The following is a 16139-nucleotide window of genomic DNA, read 5'->3' as shown; positions in this document are numbered from 1 at the left end:
TGGCGGGAGGCGAGGGGCTGAACAGGGGGCGCTCGGCCCCTTCGCAGCGGGTGGCCGCGGGGCGTAGCGTGGCGCGCAAGAGAAACGCGCGGGAGGGCGGCAGGACCATGAGACGACGCGGCTTCCTGGCGGCCCCGGCCGCCCTCGGGCTGGCCCCGGCCGCTCTTGGGTTCGCCACGATGGTTCCCGGCGCGGCGCGGGCGGAGGCGCCCTATCCGGACCGGCCGATCCGGCTGCTCGTCACCATCCCGCCCGGCGGCGCGCCGGACGTGGCCGCGCGGATCGTCGCGCAGCGCCTCGGCGAGCGGCTCGGGCAGCCCGTGGTGATCGAGAACCGCGCGGGGTCGAACGGGCAGATCGCGACGGAGGCGGCGGTGCGGTCACGGCCCGACGGCTACACGCTGCTCTTCGCGCAGGACACGGTGATCACCGTGAACCCGGCGCTCTACGAGCGGGCGCCCTTCAACGTCGCGACGGACCTCGTGCCGGTGGCGAGCGTCGCGTCCAATGCCTTCGTGCTCTCGGTCAACCCGTCGCTGGCCGCGCGCACGCTGGAGGAGTTCATCGCGCTCGCCCGGCGGAGCGACCCGCCGCTCGCCTACGCCTCCGGCGGCTCGGGCAGCCAGCACCAGCTCGCGATGGAGATGCTGGCGCAGCGGGCGGGCCTGCGCATGCTGCACGTGCCGTTCCGGGGCGGCACGCCGGCGGTGACGGCGACGGTGGCGGGGGACACGGCGGCGGTCTTCTCGGGCACCTCCTCGGCGCCGCTCATCCAGCAGGGGCGGCTGCGGGCGATCGCGGTGACGGGGCCGCGGCGCTCGCCGGCCTTCCCGGACCTACCGGCGATCGGGGAGATGTTCCCGGGCTACGAGGTGGTGATCTGGCTCGGCGTCTTCGCGCCCGCCGGCACGCCGGCGCCGGTGGTGGCGACCCTGCGCGACGCGATCAACGCCTCGCTCGCCGAGCCCGCCGTGCGCGCGCGGCTGGAATTGGCGGGCGGGCTGGAGCCGATGGTGACGACGCCCGAGGGCTTCGCGGCGCTGATCCGGCACGACACGGCGAAGTACGGCGCGCTGGTGCGCGCGATCGGCATCCGGCCGGAGTAGCGGCGGTCAGACCTTGAAGCGGCTGCGCGTCTCGGGCGCGAAGATCTCCGCGGGGTCGAGCTTGCGGTGGCAGACGCCCTGCTCATGCGCCCAGGTGGTGAAGGCGTCGAGCGTCGCGCGGTTGGCGTCCACGCCGTAGGGCCAGCCGTCGCCCCCGATCATCGCCCGCGCCGCGCGCGCGCGCTCGGCCATCCAGGGGAGGGGGAAGTAGGAGAGGGTGATGTCGGACAAGCGCGCGAGGGAGCGGTCCTTCGCGGTCTCGAGCGCCTTCAGGAGGTTGAGCGCGAGCCAGCGGTTCCGCTCGTAGACGTCGCGCCGCATGACGACGACGTGCATGATCGGGAAGATGCCGGTCTCGCGAAGGAAGTCCTCCTCGGCCGCCTGGTAGTCCGCGAAGAGGCGGCGGATGGCGGGGTCGCCCGCGAGGAAGGGGCCGGGCGGGCGCGCGGAGAGGACCGCGTCGAGGTCGCCGGCGAGGAGCATCTCGGAGAGGGAGCGGTCCGGCACCGGGGTGAGGCTGAGGCCGCCGGGGAGGGCGAGCTTCACCTTCTCCACGCGCCCGGGATCGTTCACCCCCGCCTGGAACCAGCGGATGCCCGCGAGGTCGACGCCGTGGTGGTGCGCGAGGATGCCGCGCGAGTAGATCGCGGCCGTCTGCGCCCATTCGGGGACGCCCACGCGCTTGCCCGCGAGCTGCGCGGGATCGGTGAGGCCGCTGTCGGCGCGCACGTAGAAGGAGGAGTGGCGGAACATGCGCGAGACGAAGACGGGGATCGCGACGATCGTCTCGTCGCCCTGCGACAGGAGGGAGGCGACCTTCGCGAAGGACATCTCCGACACGTCCCACTCCCGGTGGAAGGTGAAGCGGTAGAAGATCTCCTCCACGGGCATGCGCAGCACGGTGAGGTCGACGCCGGGCACGGGGACGGTGCCGTCCAGCACGTCGCGGACGTGGTCGTACTCGGAGAGGGCGATGGTGAGGGGAATGTTGGGCATGTGACCCTTCCGGGGATCGCGGGCGATGCGCGGAAGGGTTGTCCCCTTTGCGGGGGCGGTCAATCGGCGCGCGGCGGCGGCGCGGGGCGGCTTCAAGGGAGGGGGAGGGACCGGGGGCCGGGGCATCCATCGGCGGCCGCGGGCGTTCCTGGGCCTGCGCAAAAGGCGCCCGGCGAGCAGCGCGGGGGCGCCGCACCCGATTCAGGACAGGAGGCTTCCCATGAACAAGGTTCGCGCGATGGTGGCGTTCTCGGCCCTTCTCGCGGCGGCCGTGACGACGGCGCCGGTGCCCGTGCAGGCCGCTGAGCGCAACGCGCAGGAGCAGCGCGCGCGGCCAAGCGACGACACGTCGGGCCGGGTGCAGCGAGGGCAGGCCTCGCACTACCACCGCCGGTTGAACGGCCGGCGCATGGCGAACGGGGAGCGCTTCTCCGTCAACTCCAACTCCGCCGCGAGCCGCACCCTTCCGCTCGGCACCACGGCGCGGGTGAAGAACCTGGAGACGGGGCGCACGGCGATGGTGGAGGTGGAGGACCGCGGCCCCTACGCGCGGGGCCGCATCCTCGACGTCAGCCCGCGGACGGCGCAGCAGCTCGGCATGCTCGAGGAGGGCGTGGCGCCCGTCGAGATCTCCCCGGTCGAGGTGCCCCAGCGCGACGGCAGCACCCGTCCGGGCGCCGGCGCGTCGCGCTGAGGCGGCGCTACTCCTTCACCGCGCCGGTGAGCGACGAGACGTAGTAGTCGACGAAGAAGGAGTAGAAGATCGCGACCGGCAGAGAGCCGAGGAGCGATCCCGCCATCAGCGATCCCCACTGGTAGACGTCGCCCTGGACGAGCTCCGTCAGGATGGCGACGGGCACCGTCTTCTTCTCCGAGGAGGAGATGAAGGCGAGGGCGTAGATGAACTCGTTCCAGGAAAGGGTGAAGGAGAAGATGCCCGCGCTGATCAGGCCCGGCACCGCCAGCGGCAGCGTGATGCGGCGCAGGATCTGCAGGCGGGTCGCGCCGTCGATCAGGGCGCACTCCTCGAGTTCGTAGGGGATCGACTTGAAGTAGCCGATGAGCAGCCAGGTGCAGAAGGGGATGAGGAAGGTCGGGTAGGTGAGGATGAGGGCCAGCGGGCTGTCGAAGAGGCCAAGCTGGAAGACCATGGTGGCGAGCGGGATGAAGAGGATCGAGGGCGGCACGAGGTAGGCGATGTAGATCGCGAGCCCGACCGCGTTGGCGCCCCGGAAGCGCAGCCGCTGGATGGCGTAGGCCGCCAGGACCGAGGCGAAGATGGACAGCACCGTCGAGCAGATGGCGACGAGCATCGTCGTCATGAGCCAGCGCGGGTAGGAGGTCTCGAAGAGGAGCTTCTTGATGTTGGCGAGCGTCGGGTGGACGACCCAGAACGGGTTGTACTGCTTGTAGTCGTAAAGCTCCGCGTTGGGTTTGAAGGTGGTGATCGTCATCCAGTAGAAGGGGAAGAGGAGGATGAAGATGAAGATGGCGAGCGGGAGGTAGACGGTCACCATCCGCCGCGGCCCCGACTGCCAGGAGAGGACCGCGCCCTCGTCCGTGGACTTACTCATCGTTGCCTCCTTGCTGCCACTTGCGCCGGGAGAGGGCGAAGTAGCTGAACAGCGTCGCGAGAACGAGGAAGGGGATCATGGAGACGGCGATGGCCGCGCCCTCCCCGAGCTGCCCGCCGGGGATGCCGCGCTGGAAGGCCAGCGTGGCCATGAGGTGGGTGGAGTTGATCGGCCCGCCGCGCGTGATGGCGTAGACGAGCTGGAAGTCCGTGAAGGTGAAGAGCACGGAGAAGGTGAGCACCACCGAGAGGATGGGCATCAGCAGCGGCGCCGTGATCTTCGTGAAGCGCTGCCAGGAGGAGGCGCCGTCGAGCAGCGCGGCCTCGTAGAGGGAGGGCGAGATGGTCTGCAGCCCCGCGAGCAGCGAGATCGCGACGAAGGGGATGCCGCGCCAGACATTGGCGAAGACGAGCGACCAGCGGGCGTGCCAGGGTGTGCCGAGGAAGTCGATGTAGGTGTCCCGCCAGCCCAGCACGTCCACCAGCACGTAGGAGATGATGGAGAACTGGGCGTCGAACATCCACCAGAAGGCGATGGCGGAGAGGACAGTGGGCACGATCCAGGGCATCAGGATGATGGCGCGGATGAGCGACTTGAAGGGCACGTTCTCGTTCAGCAGCAGCGCCAGCCAGAGGCCGAGGCCGAACTTCAGGACCGTCGCCACGGTCGTGTAGAAGAGCGTGTAGAAGACGGCGCCCCAGAAGACCTGGTCGTACCAGAGGGATTCGAAGTTCTCGAAGCCGACGAAGACGCCGCCGCGGCCGATATGGGTGTCGGTGAAGGCGAGCCAGATGCCGAGGCCGAGCGGGTAGGTCAGGAAGACCATCAGCAGCCCGACCGCCGGCAGGAGGCAGAGGAAGACGAGGAAGGCCTTGTTGTCGAGCAGGCGCGCGAGGGCGCCCGGCGTGCTGCGCTTCGGGTTCCAGGGCACCGCGGCGGTGGTGGTCTCGGACATCGGGCCCTTCCTTCGGAGGCGGGCGGCGCCGCGGGGTGATCCGCGGCGCCCCTTGGGCTAGCGGTAGTAGCGGCGCGTGCGGCGCTCGGCCTCGCGGACCGCTTCCTCGGGCGTGGACTGGCCGGAGGAGGCGGCGGCGAACATCTGCACGACGACGTAGTCGGCCGCGACCGAGCCGGAGGCGACGCCGATCGGGCCCTTGTAGCCCGACCAGAACTCCACCGTGTTCGTGTCGCGGTAGACGGCGAGCTTGGGGTCGCTCGTCCAGACGGCGCTCTGGGCGTAGGCCGCGAGCGGGTGGGACCAGTAGCCGCCGCAGCCCGTCAGCCAGGGGTCGTACTGCTCCTGCTCCATCATGAAGCGGAGGTACTCCTTGGCGGCGTTGGGGTAGCGGGTGTGCTTGAACACCATGGCGTTCAGCAGCAGCACGTTCTCGGCCATCTTGCCGGCGGGGCCGGTGGGCATGCGCATCATGCCCGTGTCCTCGGCGACGGCGGCCGTGCGCGGGTCGTTCTTGAGCGAGAAGTACATCGACACGCCGTTCTGCGTGACGCCGATCTCCCCCGCCGCGTAGGCGCGGTTGTTGTTCACGTCGCCCCATGAGAGGGTGCCGGGGATGAAGGTCTGGTAGAGCTCCTTGGCGTAGCGGAGCGCCTGGATGGTCTGGGGGCTGTTGATCGCGACCTTGCCGGCCTCGTCCACCACCATGCCGCCGTGCGACCAGAGCAGCCAGTTGCAGTAGGCGTTGCCGTCGCCGACCGCGTTGCCGAGGGCGAAGCCGGCGGGGTGGCCGTTCTTCTTCATGGCCTGGCAGAGCTTGAGGAAGCCCTCGTGGTCGGTCGGGATGCTGTCGTAGCCCGCCTCCTTCGCCCAGGAGATGCGGTAGACGCAGGGGGCGCCGGTGCCGCCCATGGGGAGCGAGATCCACTGCTCCGTGCCCCACTTTTTGCCGAAGCGCTGGGGCAGCGCGAGCCAGCCGCCGTACTTCTGGCCGAGATAGGCGGCCATCTCCGTCATGTCGAGGAGCTTGTCCGCGTAGATGTGCGGGTCGTCCGCCCAGCCGACGACGACGTCAGGGCCCGCGCCGGTGTTGGCGGCGACGGCCGTCTGCGGGCGGAGGTCCTCCCAGCCCGCGAAGTCCACGCGCACCTGAACGCCGGTCTGCGCGGTGAACTTGGCGGTGTTCTCGCGGAAGATGGTCTCGTCGGCGTCCACGAACTTCGTCGGGCGCAGCACGCGGAGCGTCGCGCCGTTCTCGATGGGCTGGCGGGGCGGGGTCGCGTTGCCCACGGGGATGGCGGCGCGGGCGCCGCCGGCGCCGATCGTGGTGGCGGCCATGGCGCCGGCGCCGAGCGCCAGCGTGCCGCGGCGGGTGATCCTGTCCATCGTCTCGTGTCTCCCTCGTGTCTTCTTCTTCGTGGCGGGGGCGGTCAGGCGCTCAGGCGCATGCCGGTTCCCTTGCTGAACAGGTGGGCCAGCGCGGGGTCGGGCATGATCCGGAGCGTGTCGCCGACCCGGGCCGAGATGCGCTCGCGGAAGGCGCCGACGAGGGGCGTCTCGCCGAGGCGCGCCATCACCATCGTCTCGGACCCCGTGGGCTCGACGAGCTGGACGGTCACGGGGATGCCCGCCTCGTCCAGGCGGAGGTGCTCCGGGCGGATGCCGTAGATGACGGGCTCGCCCGCGCCCGTCTGGGTGGGAAGGGGGAGGCTGGCGGCCGCGCCGTCCAGGCCGTCGGGACGGAAGCCGCCGTCCTGCACGTGGCCGGGGAGGAAGTTCATGGAGGGGCTGCCGATGAAGCCCGCGACGAAGAGGTTCGCCGGGCGGTCGTAGAGCTCGAGCGGCGTGCCGATCTGCTCCACCTTGCCGGCCTGCATGACGACGATCTTGTCGGCCATGGTCATGGCCTCGATCTGGTCGTGGGTGACGTAGACGGTGGTGGTGCGGAGCCGCTGGTGCAGGTCCTTGATCTCGCCGCGCATCTGCACGCGCAGCTTCGCGTCGAGGTTGGAGAGCGGCTCGTCGAAGAGGAAGACCTGCGGGTGGCGGACGATGGCGCGGCCCATGGCGACGCGCTGGCGTTGGCCGCCCGAGAGCTGGCGCGGGTAGCGGTCGAGCAGAGGGTCGAGGCCGAGGATGCGGCTCGCGCGCGAGGTCTCGGCCTCCATCACCTCGGCCGGCGCCTTCGCCAGACGAAGCGAGAAGGCCATGTTCTCCCGCACGGTCATGTGGGGGTAGAGCGCGTAGTTCTGGAACACCATGGCGATGTCCCGGTCCTTCGGCGGCACGTCGTTCACGACCTTGCCGCCGATGACGATGTCGCCGCCCGAGATGTTCTCGAGCCCCGCGATCATCCGCAGCAGGGTGGACTTGCCGCAGCCCGAGGGGCCGACGAGGACGCAGAACTCGCCGTCCGCGATGTCCAGGTCGACGCCGTGGAGGATGGGGGTGCCGCCGAAGCTCTTCCGGACGGCGCGTATCTCGACCGAGGCCATCGGGGGTCCGCTAAACCGGCACGCGGGCGCGCATCCGCCGTCTCGTCATCGGACAGTCCTCCAGCTTGGTTGGCGCGAGCCTACGCAGGGGGCGCGCGGCAATGCAACAGGGGACCCCCCCCGCCCCGGGTGGCCTGTCCGGGTGGCTTGTCCGGCCGTGCGCGGCGGGCTGTATTGCCGGGGCGGGCGCCGGGGCGGCCGGCCCCGGGCGAGCGTTACGTTCACAAACAGAAGATCACCGCGAGGGCGTCCCGATGAGCGGCAACCAGTACAAGGCCTGCGTGGTGGGACTCGGCTCCATGGGCATGGGCGCCGCGCGCTCCTGCATCGCGGCGGGGCTGGCCACCTACGGCGTCGACCTGAACCCCGCGGCCTGCGAATCCCTCCAGGGGGCGGGGGCAGTGGCGAGCGGGGCGGACGCGGCGGGCTTCGCCGGGGAGCTCGACGGGGTGCTGCTGCTGGTGGTGAACGCGGAGCAGTGCCGGGGCGCGCTGTTCGGGCCGGAGGGCCTCGCGCCGCGGCTGCGGCCGGGGACCGGGGTGATGGTCTCGGCCACCATCTCGGCCGCGGACGCGCGCGAGATCGCGGGGCGGCTGGAGGGGATGGGCCTGCTCGTGCTCGACGCCCCGGTATCGGGCGGGGCGGCGAAGGCGGCGGCGGGGGAGATGACGGTGATGGCCGCGGGGTCGCGCGCGGCCTTCGACCGGCTGCGGCCCCTGCTCGATGCGGTCGCGGGCAAGGTCTACGAGATCGGGGAGGAGATCGGGCTCGGGGCGACGGTGAAGATCGTCCACCAGCTGCTCGCCGGGGTGCACATCGCGGCGGGGGCGGAGGCGATGGCGCTCGCCGCGCGCGCGGGCATCCCGCTCGGCACGATGTACGAGGTGGTGACCCACGCGGCGGGGAACAGCTGGATGTTCGAGAACCGGATGAAGCAGGTGGTGGAGGGCGACTACACGCCCCACTCGGCCGTCGACATCTTCGTGAAGGACCTGCGGCTGGTGACGGAGACGGCCCTGGCGCTGAACTTCCCGCTGCCGCTGGCCAGCACCGCCTACGGGATGTTCGCCAACGCCAGCAACGCGGGCCACGGGCGGGAGGCGGACGCGGCGGTGATCCGGACCTTCGCGGGGATCCGGCTTCCGGGGGACGACGGGAAGTGACCATGCGGCTCGGCGTCATCGCGGACGACTTCACAGGGGCGACCGACATCGCGGGCTTCCTCGTCGCGAACGGGCTGCGGACGGTGCAGCTCAACGGCGTGCCGCCCGCGGGGCTGGACCTGGAGGCGGAGGCGGTCGTCATCAGCCTCAAGTCGCGCTCCTGCCCGGTGGAGGAGGCCGTCGCGCAGAGCCTGGCCTCGCTCGAGTGGCTGCGGGCGCGGGGCTGCCCGCAGTTCTTCTTCAAGTACTGCTCGACCTTCGACAGCACGGCGAAGGGCAACATCGGGCCGGTGACGGACGCGCTGCTGGACGCGCTGGGCGAGGACTTCACGGTCATCTGCCCCGTGCTGCCGGTGAACGGGCGGACGATCTACAGCGGCTACCTCTTCGTGAACGGGGTGCCGCTCGCGGAGTCCGGGATGCGCGATCATCCCGTGACGCCGATGCGCGACAGCAACCTCATGCGGCTGATGGACGCGCAGTCGCGCGGGCGGACCGGCAACGTGAACAGCGTCGTGATGGACGGGGGGCCCGACGCCGTCCGCGCGGCGCTGGACCGGCTGCGGGGGGAGGGTTTCCGCTACGCCGTGCTCGACGCGCTGAACGACGCGCACCTCGTCACGATGGGCCGGGCGGTGGCGGGGATGCGGCTGGTGACGGGCGGCTCGGGGCTGGCGGACGGGATGGCGCGGGCCTGGGGCGGCGGGGACGCGGCGGCGGCCTCGGCCCAGGGGCACCCGGGCGCCGGGCGGGCGGTGGTGCTCTCCGGCTCCTGCTCGGAGATGACGAACGCGCAGGTCGCGGCCTACCGCGCCGCGGCGCCCGCGATGGCGGTGGAGGTGGAGCGCTGCCTCTCCGACCCCGGCTACGCCGCGGCGATCGCCGGCTGGGTGCTGGCGCAGCCGGCGGATGGGGCGGCGCCGCTCGTCTTCGCGACGACCGAGCCGGCGGGGCTGCGCGCGGTGCAGGCCCGCTTCGGGGCAGGGCCAGCGAGCGAGGCGGTGGAGCGGGTCTTCGGCGAGGTGGCGCGGCGGCTGGAGGCGGGGGGCGTCGCGCGCTTCATCGTGGCGGGCGGGGAGACCTCGGGCGTGGTGACGCAGTCGCTGGGGATCGCGGGCTTCCACATCGGGCCGCAGATCGCGCCCGGCGTGCCCTGGGTGCGGGCGATCGACCGGCCGGTCTCGCTCGCACTGAAGTCGGGGAACTTCGGAAGGGAGCGCTTCTTCTTCGAGGCGCAGGAAACGGCCGGCTGAGCCGGACAGGAGACAGCAGCATGCCGCGCTTCGCCGCGAACCTCTCGATGATGTTCACCGAGCACCCCTTCCTCGACCGCTTCGCCGCCGCCGCGGCCGCGGGGTTCGAGGCGGTGGAGTTCCTCTTTCCCTACGAGCACCCGCCGGAGGCGGTGGCGGGGAGGCTGCGGGAGGCCGGGCTCGCGCTCGCGCTGTTCAACATGCCGCCCGGCGACTGGGCGGCGGGGGAGCGCGGGATGGCCGCGATCCCGGGGCGCGAGGCGGAGTTCCGCGCGAGCGTGCCCGTCGCGCTGCGCTACGCGAAGGCGATGGGGTGCCGGACGCTGCACTGCATGTCCGGCATGACCGGGGACCGCGACCGGGCGGCCTGCGAGGCGGCCTTCGTGGAAAACTTCCGCTTCGCCGCCGACGCCGCGGCGGGGGAGGGGATCACGATCCTCGTGGAGCCCATCAACACGCGGAACATGCCCGGCTACTTCGTCAACCACCAGATGGACGGCATCGCGCTGATCGAGAGGGTCGGGCGGCCCAACGTGTCGCTCCAGCTCGACCTCTACCACGCGCAGATCATGGACGGGGACCTGACGAAGCTCATCGAGAAGCTCGCCGGGCGCTTCGCGCACGTGCAGATCGCCTCCGTGCCGGACCGGCACGAGCCGGGGGAGGGGGAGCTGAACTTTCCGCACCTCTTCGCCGTGCTCGACCGCGTGGGCTACGAGGGCTGGATCGGCTGCGAGTACAACCCGCGGGGCGAGACGGTGGCCGGGCTGGGCTGGTTCGCGCCCTACAGGAGGCGCTCGTGAGGATCGTCGTCACGGGGGGCGCGGGCTTTCTCGGCAGCCGGGTGATCCGAGCGCTGCTGGCGGCGCGCGGGCGCAAGGAGGGGCTGCCGGCCTTCGAGAGCATCCTTTCCGTCGACCTAGCGCCCTGCCCAGTGGAGGACCCGCGGGTCTCGTCGCTCGTCGGCGACGTCGCCGAGCCCGGCTTCGCGGCGCGTGTCGTCGAGGCGGGGACGCTCGGCGTCTACCACCTGGCGGCGGTGCTGAGCGGGCAGTCGGAGGCGGAGTTCGACGTCGGGATGCGCGTGAACCTCGACGGGACGCGCGCCCTGCTCGAGGCGGCGCGGGCCACGGGGGAGGCGCCGCGCTTCGTCTTCGCGAGCTCCGTCGCGGTCTTCGGGGGCGAGATGCCCGAGGTGGTGCCGGAGACGCTGGCGCCGATGCCGGCCTCCTCCTACGGCGCGGCGAAGGCCATGGGGGAGCTGCTGGTCAACGACTACTCCCGCCGCGGCTTTGTGGACGGGCGGGTCTGCCGGTTGCCGACCATCGTGGTGCGGCCGGGCAAGCCGAACTCGGCGGCCTCCTCCTTCGCGAGCGGGATCATCCGGGAGCCGCTGGCGGGCGTCGCCTCCAACCTGCCGGTGCCGCGGGAGACGCGGCTCTGGCTCTCGTCGCCCGACGCGGTGGTGGGCAACCTCGTGCACGCGATGGCGGTGGAGGGCGCGCGGATCGGGCCCTGGCGCACGCTCAACCTGCCGGGCGTCTGCGTGACGGCGGGCGCGATGCTGGAGAGCCTGGCGCGGGTCGGCGGCGCGGCGGCGCGGGCGCTGGTCCGCGAGGAGCCGGAGGAGCGGGTGGCCCGCATCGTCTGTTCCTGGCCGGGCGACTTCGACGTGGCGCGGCCGCTCGCGCTCGGCTTCACCCGCGACGGGGACTTCGACGGCGTGGTGCGGCAGTACCGGGACGAGTTCGTCCGGTGAGCGGCGGCACGGACGAGGCGGCGCTGCGCGGCCTTCTCGTGGAGCTCGGCGCGAGCCTCTTCGCGCGGGGCTACTCGGTGGGCAGCGCCGGCAACATCAGCGTGCGCCTGCCGGACGGCTACCTGATGACCCCCACGAACTCCTCGCTCGGGCGGCTCGACGCCGCACGGATCAGCAAGCTGGACGCGGGCTGGAACCATGTCGGCGGCGACAAGCCCTCCAAGGAGGTCTTCATGCACCGCGCCGTGCTGACGGCGCGGCCCGAGGCGGGGGCGGTGGTTCACCTGCACTCCACCCACGCGACGGCGATCAGCTGCCTCGCCTCGCCCGGCGACGAGGCGCCGATCCCGCCGCTGACGCCCTATTTCGTCATGCGCGTGGGGCGAAGCCTGCCGGTCGTGCGCTACTACCGCCCCGGCGATCCCGCGATGGAGGGCGAGATCCACGCGGCGGCGCTCGGCGCGCGCGCGATGCTGCTCGCCAACCACGGGCCGGTGGTGTCGGGGCGCTCGCTCGTCGACGCCGTCTACGCGGCGGAGGAGCTCGAGGAATCGGCGCGGCTGGCGCTCATGCTGCGCGGCCAGGCGGCGCGGGGGCTGACGCCGGCGCAGGTGGAGGACCTGCTGCGCAGCTTCGGCTGACAAAAGGGCTCAGCCGGTGAGGGAGAGGACGTGGCGCTCCTGCTCCGCCGTCTCCACCGCGCCCGGGCGCGCGGCGCGGACGGCGGCGATGGCCTCGCGCGGGGCGGCGCCGCGCTCCACGAGGATGCGCGAGGCGACGAGGCCGGCGCGGCCGAGGCCGCCCTTGCAGTGCACGAGCACCGCCTCGCCGCGGTCGAGGGCGGCGTGCAGCGCCCCGCGCTCCGCGGCCCAGGCCGCCTCCCAGGCGGGGGTGGGGACGGAGAAGTCCTCGATCGGCAGGTGGCGCCACGCCATGCCGCGGGCGGCCACGGCCTCGCCAAGACCGGGGACGCGCAGGGCCCGCAGCTCCGCGGCGGTGACGAGGGTGACCACGCGGCTCGCGCCCCATTCGGCGATGGCGCCGACATCGGCCTCCAGGTCGCGCGCCCAGGCGCCGGTGGCGGCCGTGGCCTGCCACTTCCCGGGGCAGAAGGTGATGCCCAGCGTGCCGCCGCCGGGGCAGGGAAGGGCGGCGATGCGCAGGGGGTGCGTCCGGCTGGTTCTCATCCTGTCCTTCGCGCGGGGCGGGCGCGCAGCATGCCCTGCCGCGCGGCGGCGGGCCATGCCACGGGCCGGGCGGCGGGTGGGGGGCGTTGAGGCAGGGGGGGCATGCGCGCTACCCTGGGCGGTGCAGGGCCATCCAGCCCAGGGAAAGTGAGGTTGTGCATGCGTAAGCCGAATTATGATTTTGAACGCAGCCAGCGCAACAAGGCCAAAGAAATCAAGGCGCAGCAGAAGGCGCAGAAGAAGCTCGAGAAGGCCGCGGGCGAGGAGGGAGGCGTGCCCGGGGGCGAGCCGGCCGCCGAGGGCGAGGGCCGCGCGCCCAGCCGGGACTGACGCGGGCGCGAGGCGGACGGCCTCCGGGCCGCGCCGCCCCGGCCGAGGCCCCCGCGCGGGGCCCCGGCGTGGGCGCACCGGCTTGGAGGCCGGCGCGCAGGCGGGGTGTCAGGCCCAGGGATCGACGTTGAAGTGGGCCGTCCCGGCGCTCATCAGCGCCGCGGTCGCGCCGGGTTGCTCGTGGCCGTCCACGCTGAAGCCGGCCACGTAGAGGTTGCGGTCCGTGCCGGCGGTGCCGCCCCAGGCGTCGTTCAGGAAGGCGACGTCCACGGTGCTGGGCGCGCTCGGCAGGTTGAAGGTGAAGTCCTGCACCGCGCCGGCCGCGTGCGAGGCGGTGACGGTGCCGCCGCCGACCTGCTTGCCGTCCGCCATCACCGCGAACTGCGCGTCGCCGCGCCAGGCGTCCTCGGCGAGGTGCAGGGTCAGGCTGTGGCCGCCCGCGGCCTCGGGCGCGGGCGCGGGCGCTGCGGCGCCGACCGTCGTTGTGGCCGAGGCGCCGGAGCTCAGCAGCACGGCCCCGATCCCCTTCTCCTCGCCGGCGTAGCTCACGCTGTCGACGTAGAGGTTGCGGTCCGCGGCGGCGCTGCCGCCCCAGGCATCGTTGAGGAAGGTCACGGCGACGGCGTGGGCGCCGGCGGGCAGGCCGGGGATGACGACGTCGTCGTGCTGGCCGGCGGCGTGGGACGCGCTGGCGGTGCGGACGCCGCCGACCTGGGCGCCGTCGACCGAGACGGTGAACTGGGCGTGGCCCTGCCAGGCGTCCTCGGAGACGCGGAGGACGAGGTCGCCGGGGCCGGCGGCCGGGGACGGGCTGGGGGCCGGCGCCGGCGCGGGGTCGGGCGTCACGACCGGGGCCGCGGCGACGGGGGCGGGAGCCGGTGCGGGGGCGGCCGGCGCGTCGACGGAGTGCAGCAGGTCGATGAGCGGGCGCACGACGAGGGTGGTGACGTTGGAGACCTGGGCGGCGCCGAAGGCGACGAGGTCGGAGGCGATCCCGTAGGTCGCGTTGCCGGTGACGCTGGCCAGCACGCCCGTCTGGTTGAGCACCGCCACGGCGCTCTGCGAGGGAAGGTCGTTCACGAAGGTGTTGTTGGTGACCGTGAGGCTGGAGCCCGGGTAGGGGCCGCTCTCGCCGCCGAAGTGGATCATCGCCGGGTTCTGCGAGTGCTCGCCCTGCTGGATCGTGTTGCCGGCGATGTAGGCGCTGCCGCCGTTCGGCAGGTCGATGGAGTAGCTGCCGGTGCCGTCCGCGCCCTCGGCGATCCGGCTGTTCGTGATGACCGTCTCGTAGGAGCGGCTCTTGATCTCGTGGCCGACCACGGCGTCGTGGAAGTAGCTGTTGTCGATCGACAGCTTCCCGATCTCGCCGACGTAGATGTTGTGCGTGCGGCCGTCGCCCGTGCCGTTGTGCGAGAACTCGCTGTTGCGGATGGTGAGCGTGCTCCCCGGCATCGTGTTGGTGAGGAGCCCGTTCTGGTTGTTCTCGAAGAGCGAGTTCTCGATGGTGAGGTTGCCGCCCTGGAAGCGGATGCCGGCGCCGTTGCCGTCGGCGACGGTCGCGCCGGAGAAGGCGAGGTTCTTGATGGTCACGTCGGTGTTGACCATGAGGATCCCCTTGCCGTTGGGGATGTCGCCCGAGGCCTCGAGCCGCGCGACGCCGCCGACGCCCTCGATGGTGAGCTTCTTGTCGATGTTGGCGAAGTCGTTCCGGTAGGTGCCGGCCTGCACGGCCAGCACGTCGCCATCGCGCGACGCGGCGACGGCGGAGGCAATGGTCGAGTACTGCTGGCCTGCGCCAACGGTGAGCGTGCTCATGTGTGGTTGTCTTTCCCAGTCATCAGTCGCGAAGCCGGTCCGTGGATTTTCCCATCGGCCCTGGCGGTCGTCCCCTACCGCTGGCGGCAGGGCTACCAAGGTGTCCCGGCCGACACAGCCATGGTCCGGCAACGGTTGCCGAAACCGTCACGATTCGACGGCTGGGACCTCGCATTCGCGTGATTGCTAGGATGATGAACCCAGGAATGATCGTACGATCATGTTACGACACACTGCGCCGTGCGCCGAAAGCACACTTTTTTGAGAACGTAATGGTGACGTGATCGTGATTCAGGGGTGGATAAGGGGCTGGTGGGGGGCTGCCGGAGGACCGTTTCCGAACCCCTGCTGGGGGGCGTTCGGCAACGCGGCCCGGGGCTCGGCCGTTGACGAGGGGATGATTCCTCTCCCTTCCCCGTCTGGCCGGCGTCGCCTGGCCTCCCTCCCGGCCACGGGGGCGCGCTGATGCCGGCCTCCGGCTCGCCCGTTCCCTCCCCGGCCACCCTCGGGCGCCTCGTCTCCCGCCCCATCCGCGGGGCGATCGCGGCCCAGGTCGTGGCCCTCTTCAACGACCGGAAACGCGGCGAAACGCCGGTCCTGCGGCAGGCGGACGGGTTGTTCGGGCCAGACTCGGTAGCCTGGCGGGTGCACGGGGACGTCACCTCCATGATGGTTGGCGGGGTGGCTTCCCTTCTTCTCCAGATGCTGCACCCGGCGGTGCTGGCGGGGGTCTGGGACCACTCGAACTTCCGCGCCGACATGCACGGGCGGCTGCGGCGCACGGCCCGGTTCATCGCCGTCACGACCTATGGCGGGCGGGAGGAGGCGGAGGCGATCATCGCCCGGGTGCGGCGGATCCACGGGCATATCCGGGGGGTCCTTCCGTCCGGCGTCCCCTACGAGGCGAACGATCCCGCGCTGCTCGCCTGGGTGCACGTGACGGAGACGGCGAGCTTCCTGGATGCCTGGATCCGCTACGGCGAGCCCGGCATGTCGGTCGCGGACCAGGACCGCTACTTCGACGAGATGGCGCAAGTCGGGCTGGCGCTCGGCGCCGGCCCCGTGCCGCGGAGCCGGGCGGAGGCCATGGGGCTGATCCGGGCCATGCGGCCCGCCCTGCTGAGCGATGCCAGGACGCGGGAGGTGGCCCGCGTCGTCCTCACCCAGCCCGCGCCGAACCGGGTGACGGAGCCCCTGCAGCAGCTCACCCTCCAGGCGGGGGTGGACCTGCTGCCGCCCTGGGCCCGGCGGATGCACGGGCTGCCCGGCGGGGCGCTCAGCGGGCCGCTGGTCCGGGCGGGGACCCTGGGGATCGCGCGGACGCTGCGCTGGGCCTTCCAGCGGGAGGCGCCAATCCCGGCTCCGGGCGGGCGGACGGCCGAGGCCGGTCGCGCCGGCTGAGGCGGCCTTTCTTCCTGTTTCCGCGGCCTTGTAACAGAACACGGACGGGCATCGTTCCAGGGGCGGGCGGGACGGGGTGGTGGCCGGGTTCCCGGCGGGGGCCGA

Annotated in this window: 16 protein-coding genes; 9 read left to right on the top strand and 7 right to left on the bottom strand. The window is 72.3% G+C overall.

Annotated features, from left to right (window positions below):
* Nucleotides 1–107 precede the first annotated feature (107 nt).
* On the top strand, nt 108–1106 hold the full coding sequence (locus tag EAH89_RS21385) for a Bug family tripartite tricarboxylate transporter substrate binding protein (RefSeq protein WP_140885746.1): 999 nt from the start codon (nt 108–110) through the stop codon (nt 1104–1106).
* A gap of 6 nt (nt 1107–1112) precedes the next feature.
* Here EAH89_RS21385 and EAH89_RS21380 read toward each other — a convergent pair whose 3' ends face one another.
* Nucleotides 1113–2102, bottom strand: coding sequence for a substrate-binding domain-containing protein (locus tag EAH89_RS21380; RefSeq protein ID WP_140885745.1), 990 nt, complete (start codon nt 2100–2102; stop codon nt 1113–1115).
* 220 nt (nt 2103–2322) lie between these two features.
* Here EAH89_RS21380 and EAH89_RS21375 point away from each other — a divergent pair, with 220 nt between their 5' ends.
* Complete coding sequence (locus EAH89_RS21375; RefSeq protein WP_241667135.1) at nt 2323–2796, top strand: septal ring lytic transglycosylase RlpA family protein; 474 nt, start codon at nt 2323–2325, stop codon at nt 2794–2796.
* Nucleotides 2797–2803: 7 nt separating this feature from the next.
* Here EAH89_RS21375 and EAH89_RS21370 read toward each other — a convergent pair whose 3' ends face one another.
* From EAH89_RS21370 to EAH89_RS21355, 4 genes are read right to left on the bottom strand one after another with little or no spacing between them, the layout of a single operon-like run.
* Complete coding sequence (locus EAH89_RS21370) at nt 2804–3676, bottom strand: carbohydrate ABC transporter permease (RefSeq protein WP_140885744.1); 873 nt, start codon at nt 3674–3676, stop codon at nt 2804–2806.
* The gene (locus EAH89_RS21365; RefSeq protein WP_140885743.1) at nt 3669–4631 is read right to left on the bottom strand and encodes a carbohydrate ABC transporter permease; all 963 of its coding nucleotides are present in this window, start codon (nt 4629–4631) and stop codon (nt 3669–3671) included. The genes EAH89_RS21370 and EAH89_RS21365 overlap by 8 nt, the downstream gene beginning before the upstream one ends.
* Before the next feature lie 57 nt (nt 4632–4688).
* Complete coding sequence (locus EAH89_RS21360) at nt 4689–6017, bottom strand: ABC transporter substrate-binding protein (RefSeq protein WP_140885742.1); 1329 nt, start codon at nt 6015–6017, stop codon at nt 4689–4691.
* Between the two features lie 44 nt (nt 6018–6061).
* Entirely contained in the window at nt 6062–7126 is a 1065-nt protein-coding gene (locus EAH89_RS21355; protein ID WP_140885741.1) for an ABC transporter ATP-binding protein, read from the bottom strand.
* Nucleotides 7127–7380: 254 nt separating this feature from the next.
* Between EAH89_RS21355 and ltnD the strand changes: the two genes are divergently transcribed.
* From ltnD to otnC, 5 genes are read left to right on the top strand one after another with little or no spacing between them, the layout of a single operon-like run.
* The gene (gene ltnD / locus EAH89_RS21350) at nt 7381–8289 is read left to right on the top strand and encodes an L-threonate dehydrogenase (protein WP_140885740.1); all 909 of its coding nucleotides are present in this window, start codon (nt 7381–7383) and stop codon (nt 8287–8289) included.
* A 2-nt stretch (nt 8290–8291) separates the two neighbouring features.
* A complete protein-coding gene (gene otnK, locus EAH89_RS21345; protein ID WP_140885739.1) occupies nt 8292–9542 on the top strand; it encodes a 3-oxo-tetronate kinase in 1251 nt (416 codons plus the stop codon).
* A 20-nt stretch (nt 9543–9562) separates the two neighbouring features.
* The gene (gene otnI, locus EAH89_RS21340; RefSeq protein WP_140885738.1) at nt 9563–10345 is read left to right on the top strand and encodes a 2-oxo-tetronate isomerase; all 783 of its coding nucleotides are present in this window, start codon (nt 9563–9565) and stop codon (nt 10343–10345) included.
* The gene (gene denD, locus EAH89_RS21335; protein WP_140885737.1) at nt 10342–11301 is read left to right on the top strand and encodes a D-erythronate dehydrogenase; all 960 of its coding nucleotides are present in this window, start codon (nt 10342–10344) and stop codon (nt 11299–11301) included. Before otnI ends, denD begins: the two co-directional genes overlap by 4 nt.
* Nucleotides 11298–11942, top strand: a complete 645-nt coding sequence (otnC, locus tag EAH89_RS21330; RefSeq protein ID WP_162861329.1) for a 3-oxo-tetronate 4-phosphate decarboxylase — start codon at nt 11298–11300, stop codon at nt 11940–11942. The genes denD and otnC overlap by 4 nt, the downstream gene beginning before the upstream one ends.
* A 9-nt stretch (nt 11943–11951) precedes the next feature.
* Here otnC and EAH89_RS21325 read toward each other — a convergent pair whose 3' ends face one another.
* Complete coding sequence (locus EAH89_RS21325) at nt 11952–12488, bottom strand: cyclin-dependent kinase inhibitor 3 family protein (protein ID WP_140885736.1); 537 nt, start codon at nt 12486–12488, stop codon at nt 11952–11954.
* Between the two features lie 153 nt (nt 12489–12641).
* Here EAH89_RS21325 and EAH89_RS31785 point away from each other — a divergent pair, with 153 nt between their 5' ends.
* The gene (locus EAH89_RS31785; RefSeq protein ID WP_162559128.1) at nt 12642–12818 is read left to right on the top strand and encodes a hypothetical protein; all 177 of its coding nucleotides are present in this window, start codon (nt 12642–12644) and stop codon (nt 12816–12818) included.
* Between the two features lie 108 nt (nt 12819–12926).
* On the opposite strand, the gene EAH89_RS21320 is transcribed toward EAH89_RS31785, so the two are convergent.
* Nucleotides 12927–14633, bottom strand: coding sequence for a carbohydrate-binding domain-containing protein (locus EAH89_RS21320; RefSeq protein WP_140885735.1), 1707 nt, complete (start codon nt 14631–14633; stop codon nt 12927–12929).
* Nucleotides 14634–15098: 465 nt separating this feature from the next.
* On the opposite strand from EAH89_RS21320, the gene EAH89_RS21315 reads away from it, so the two are divergent.
* Nucleotides 15099–16034, top strand: coding sequence for an oxygenase MpaB family protein (locus EAH89_RS21315; RefSeq protein ID WP_140885734.1), 936 nt, complete (start codon nt 15099–15101; stop codon nt 16032–16034).
* Nucleotides 16035–16139: the final 105 nt, after the last annotated feature.

The sequence above is a fragment of the Muricoccus nepalensis genome (genome assembly GCF_006438825.1).
Taxonomy (GTDB): domain Bacteria; phylum Pseudomonadota; class Alphaproteobacteria; order Acetobacterales; family Acetobacteraceae; genus Roseomonas; species Roseomonas nepalensis.
The sequence above is the reverse complement of the archived record's forward strand: the minus strand, read 5'-3'. Positions and strand labels throughout refer to the sequence as shown.

What these genes read in the sequence shown, in the direction of transcription:
- EAH89_RS21320 (WP_140885735.1), bottom strand. Translation starts at nt 14,633, where the DNA reads ATGAGCACGCTCACCGTTGGCGCAGGCCAGCAGTACTCGACCATTGCC.
- EAH89_RS21380 (WP_140885745.1), bottom strand. Translation starts at nt 2,102, where the DNA reads ATGCCCAACATTCCCCTCACCATCGCCCTCTCCGAGTACGACCACGTC.
- ltnD (WP_140885740.1), top strand. Translation starts at nt 7,381, where the DNA reads ATGAGCGGCAACCAGTACAAGGCCTGCGTGGTGGGACTCGGCTCCATG.
- EAH89_RS21315 (WP_140885734.1), top strand. Translation starts at nt 15,099, where the DNA reads ATGCCGGCCTCCGGCTCGCCCGTTCCCTCCCCGGCCACCCTCGGGCGC.
- EAH89_RS21365 (WP_140885743.1), bottom strand. Translation starts at nt 4,631, where the DNA reads ATGTCCGAGACCACCACCGCCGCGGTGCCCTGGAACCCGAAGCGCAGC.
- EAH89_RS21355 (WP_140885741.1), bottom strand. Translation starts at nt 7,126, where the DNA reads ATGGCCTCGGTCGAGATACGCGCCGTCCGGAAGAGCTTCGGCGGCACC.
- EAH89_RS21370 (WP_140885744.1), bottom strand. Translation starts at nt 3,676, where the DNA reads ATGAGTAAGTCCACGGACGAGGGCGCGGTCCTCTCCTGGCAGTCGGGG.
- EAH89_RS21360 (WP_140885742.1), bottom strand. Translation starts at nt 6,017, where the DNA reads ATGGACAGGATCACCCGCCGCGGCACGCTGGCGCTCGGCGCCGGCGCC.
- otnK (WP_140885739.1), top strand. Translation starts at nt 8,292, where the DNA reads ATGCGGCTCGGCGTCATCGCGGACGACTTCACAGGGGCGACCGACATC.
- EAH89_RS21385 (WP_140885746.1), top strand. Translation starts at nt 108, where the DNA reads ATGAGACGACGCGGCTTCCTGGCGGCCCCGGCCGCCCTCGGGCTGGCC.
- EAH89_RS21375 (WP_241667135.1), top strand. Translation starts at nt 2,323, where the DNA reads ATGAACAAGGTTCGCGCGATGGTGGCGTTCTCGGCCCTTCTCGCGGCG.
- EAH89_RS21325 (WP_140885736.1), bottom strand. Translation starts at nt 12,488, where the DNA reads ATGAGAACCAGCCGGACGCACCCCCTGCGCATCGCCGCCCTTCCCTGC.
- otnI (WP_140885738.1), top strand. Translation starts at nt 9,563, where the DNA reads ATGCCGCGCTTCGCCGCGAACCTCTCGATGATGTTCACCGAGCACCCC.